Annotated in this window: 4 protein-coding genes; all 4 read left to right on the forward strand. The window is 68.0% G+C overall.

Translation table 11 applies throughout. The features are described from left to right. Positions 1 to 130: 130 nt before the first annotated feature. Positions 131 to 1,240, forward strand: a complete 1,110-nt coding sequence (locus tag GORHZ_RS05265; RefSeq protein ID WP_006331042.1) for a radical SAM protein — start codon at positions 131 to 133, stop codon at positions 1,238 to 1,240. Then, the gene (locus GORHZ_RS05270; protein WP_006331043.1) at positions 1,240 to 2,019 is read left to right on the forward strand and encodes an electron transfer flavoprotein subunit beta/FixA family protein; all 780 of its coding nucleotides are present in this window, start codon (positions 1,240 to 1,242) and stop codon (positions 2,017 to 2,019) included. The genes GORHZ_RS05265 and GORHZ_RS05270 overlap by 1 nt, the downstream gene beginning before the upstream one ends. 5 nt (positions 2,020 to 2,024) lie before the next feature. Further along, complete coding sequence (locus tag GORHZ_RS05275; RefSeq protein WP_006331044.1) at positions 2,025 to 2,984, forward strand: electron transfer flavoprotein subunit alpha/FixB family protein; 960 nt, start codon at positions 2,025 to 2,027, stop codon at positions 2,982 to 2,984. Position 2,985: 1 nt separating this feature from the next. Next, on the forward strand, positions 2,986 to 3,732 hold a 747-nt coding region (locus GORHZ_RS05280; RefSeq protein ID WP_006331045.1), incomplete at its 3' end, for a hypothetical protein.

Here is a 3,732-nt window from a genome sequence, read left to right on the forward strand (position 1 = left end):
ACGCCGGCTGGCGCCGGGACTCCGACGTCGTGGCGGCCGTCCTCAGTGCCGGAGCCGACGCCATGGATCGGTGTGCCGCACCGGTCCGCCCGACCGGATCCTGTTACTTCCCAGAGCAAGGGAGCCATCTGTGACCCTGACGCCACTTCCGCTTCTCGACGGGGCGCCCGCGCCCGCGCGCATCAGCCCGGAGTGGGTGCGCATCTCGATGGCGAGCGCCTACGCCCTGCGTTTTCGTTCCGGGCGATTCACCCGCGACTTCGACTTCGGCGGCATCAACCTGCTGCTGAACTACGACGAGGGATGCATGTCGGACTGCGGCTACTGCGGTCTGGCCCGCACCAGGCCGGGCACCTACAACGACAAGTCGTTCATCCGGGTCGACTGGCCGCTGGTCAGCACCGACGAACTCGTCGAACGGATGGTGCGCCACTCCGACCGCCTCACCCGGCTGTGTATCTCGATGGTCACGCACGGCCACGCCTACCGCGACACCTGCGAAATCACCCGGCGCATCGTCGAGCAAGTGTCGGCGCCGCTGTCCATCCTGGTCGCGCCGCCGACACTCAACCGCGATCGCCTCGAGGAGTTCAAGCGACTCGGCGTGGACATGATCGGCATCGGCCTCGACGCCGTCACCGAAGACCTGTTCCGCAGCATCCGGACCGACGTGCCGGCCGGAGGGCTCAAATGGAGCAAGTACTGGGAGGTGGTGGCGGACGCGCGGGAGATCTTCGGACCGTGGAAGGTCAACGTGCACACCCTCGTCGGCCTCGGTGAGACCGACGCCGACCTGATCGACATCTTCTGCCGACTGCGTGACCAGCAGATCTACTCGTACCTGTTCTGCTTCAACCCCGAACCGGACTCCCGGATGGCCGACGATCCCAAGTCGCCGATCACCCGGTGGCGACGAGTCCAGCTCGCTCGCCACCTCGTCGAGGAATCCGGTTACGGGATGGCCGATTTCACCTTCGACGACGACGGGAATCTGGTCGACATGGGTTCCGACGCCGTGACGGTGACCGAGGCGATCGACGGTGGCATCCCGTTCATGACCAACGGCTGCCCCGGCGAGCAGGGGCAGCCCGGCTGTACCCGGCCCTACGGCTCCTATCGGCCCACCGAACCGTTCCGCGACTTCCCGTTCCCACCCACCGGCGACGACCTGATCGAGATCCGAGATCAGCTCGCGCTGGGTGTCCCACTGGACCTGCAACCACGAACTGAGGAGTGCTGATGCGAATCATCGTGCCGCTCAAAGCGGTTCCGGATCTCGTCGAGGAGATCGAGCTCACCGACGACGGAACCGACATCGACCGCGAGTACCTGAAATTCGTTCTGAACGAATGGGACGACCAGGCGCTGGAGGAGGCGCTGCTGATCAAGGACGCCGGTGACGCCGAGGTGGTGGCCGTGGCGCTGGCCGACGACCCGGACATCGAGCAGGCGCTCTACACCGCCATCGCCAAGGGCGCCGACGGCGCGGTCAAACTCGACCGGTCGACCGACGGTGACGCACCTGCCGACACCCACACGCGGGCCGCTGTGTTCGCGGCCTACCTCAAGGACAATCCCGCCGACCTGGTGATCACCGGTGTGCAGGCACCCGATGATCTCGACGGCCAGCTGCCACCGGCCTTGGCCGCACATCTGGGTGCGCCGCACGCGTCGGTGGTCGTCTCGGTCGAGCCGGCCGACGGCAAGGTGCGGGTGCGCCAGGAGTTCAGCGGCGGCCGGGCCGCGGATCTGGAGATGACCCTGCCGGCCGTCGTCGGACTGCAGGCGTCGCGGCAGACGCCCCGCTATGCGCCGGTGAGCAAGGTTCGCGCGGCCCAGCAGGCCGGCGGGTTGACCGACGTCGCCGTGGCATCGGGCGACGGCCCGCCCGCGTTGACCGTCCGGCGCATCTACGCCCCCGAATCCGCCTCGCACGCCGAGATGCTGACCGGCGACGAGGACGAGGTGGCCGACAAGATCATCGAGCTGCTCCGCGGCCGCGGACTGATCAAGGAGTGACACGGATGGCAAATGTCATGGTGCTGGCCGGACGTACCGGCAAGGAGCTCACCGATTCGACCTTCGAGATGCTCGGCGTGGCAAGACAGCTCGCCACCGCATGGGGTGGCCAGGTGGAGGTCGCGCTGTTCGGTACCGCCGACCCGGCAATCGACCTCGGCGCCGCGGACACGGTCGTGTCGATCGATCACCCGGCGCTATCGGATTACGTTCCGGAGGCCTACGAGGTCGCGCTGCGCCACGTCCTCGAGCAGCGGACGCCCCGACTGTTGTTGCTCCCCAACGACACCGTCGGACTCGACCTCGGCAGCTCCCTGTCGGTCACCTGGGCGGCACCGCAGGCCGCCTATGTGGTCGGTTTGGAGGCCGATGGCGACCTGGCGATCGCGACCTGCGAGATCCTGGGCGGCAAGATCCGCGCCGAGGTGGAATTGCCCGGCGACCGCGGCATCTGCACCGTCGTGGCCGGGGCCTTCCCGGCGGCCGCGGGCCGCGTCGAGGGCGACACACCGGTCGTGACCCTCGACCCGCCCGCCGCGCTCGATTCGCCGCGCACGAGCCTGCAGCAGCTGATCGAACCGGAGGGTGGTGACGTCGACATCACCGCCGCGACGATGCTGGTGTCGGTGGGTCGCGGCATAGGGTCCTCCGACGACCTGGAGACGGTGCAGGAGATCGCCGACGCGCTCGACGTCCCACTGTCCGCGTCCCGTCCGGTGATCGACGCGGGCTGGCTGCCCAAATCCCGTCAGGTCGGCAAGTCCGGTCTGAAGGTCAAACCGAAGGCCTACCTGATGTTCGGGATCTCCGGTGCCCCCGAGCATCTGGAGGGTATGCGCGACGCCGAACTGATCATCGCCTGCAACACCGACGCAAGCGCGCCGATCTTCGATGTCGCCCACTACGGCACCACCTGCGACCTGTTCGACCTCGCACCGGCCCTGGTCGAGAAACTGGAGGGATAGTGTGGCCGACCAGTCGGTGACCCGGCCGATCTTCGAAGGGGTGGGCACCCCCGGCGAGATCATCTTCTACGTACTCGCCACCGCCAGCATCGCGACGTTCGGTTACGGCGTGTGGCGGAGGGTGAGCAAGTACCGCAGGGGCCGGCCGGCGGGCCGCGGCAAGACGATCCGGGAGGCCCTGTTCGGCCACCCGTTCGCCGGGGTGCGCGAGCGCGGCGACCGGGGATCGGCCGGCGTCGTCGCCTCCAACGCCAGCGTCGCGCGTGGGTCACCGATGGTGGGGCTGGCCCACTTCGGGGTGTTCTGGGGTTTCATCGTGCTGTTCATGGGCACGGTGATCCTGACCATCGACTACGACGTGGTGCGGCTGGCCGGCAAGGCATTCACCGGCCACGACATCCGGTTCTTCCACGGCTGGTTCTACCTGATCTACTCGGTGGTGCTGGACACCGTGGCGCTGGCCGCGGTGCTTGGCCTGGGATATCTGATCGTGCGGCGTTGGCTGTTGAAGCCCTCCCGGCTGGACTACACCCGCGCCGCCGAACCCGACGGCGGTTCTGACCGCAGCCAATTCGTCCGTGGCGACTGGCTGTTCGCCGGTGGTCTCGGGCTGATCCTGCTGACCGGCCTGCTCGAGGAGGGCGCGCGGATTCGGGCCGCGGACTTCCCGTCCTTCGAGGTGTGGTCACCGGTCGGGTGGGTGATCGGCAGGTTCTACGAGGTGATCGGGATCAGCGCCTCGGCGTCC

It is taken from the genome of Gordonia rhizosphera NBRC 16068, from assembly GCF_000298195.1.
Taxonomy (GTDB): Bacteria; Actinomycetota; Actinomycetes; order Mycobacteriales; family Mycobacteriaceae; genus Gordonia; species Gordonia rhizosphera.

What these genes read in the sequence shown, in the direction of transcription:
- GORHZ_RS05270 (WP_006331043.1), top strand. Translation starts at nt 1,240, where the DNA reads ATGCGAATCATCGTGCCGCTCAAAGCGGTTCCGGATCTCGTCGAGGAG.
- GORHZ_RS05275 (WP_006331044.1), top strand. Translation starts at nt 2,025, where the DNA reads ATGGCAAATGTCATGGTGCTGGCCGGACGTACCGGCAAGGAGCTCACC.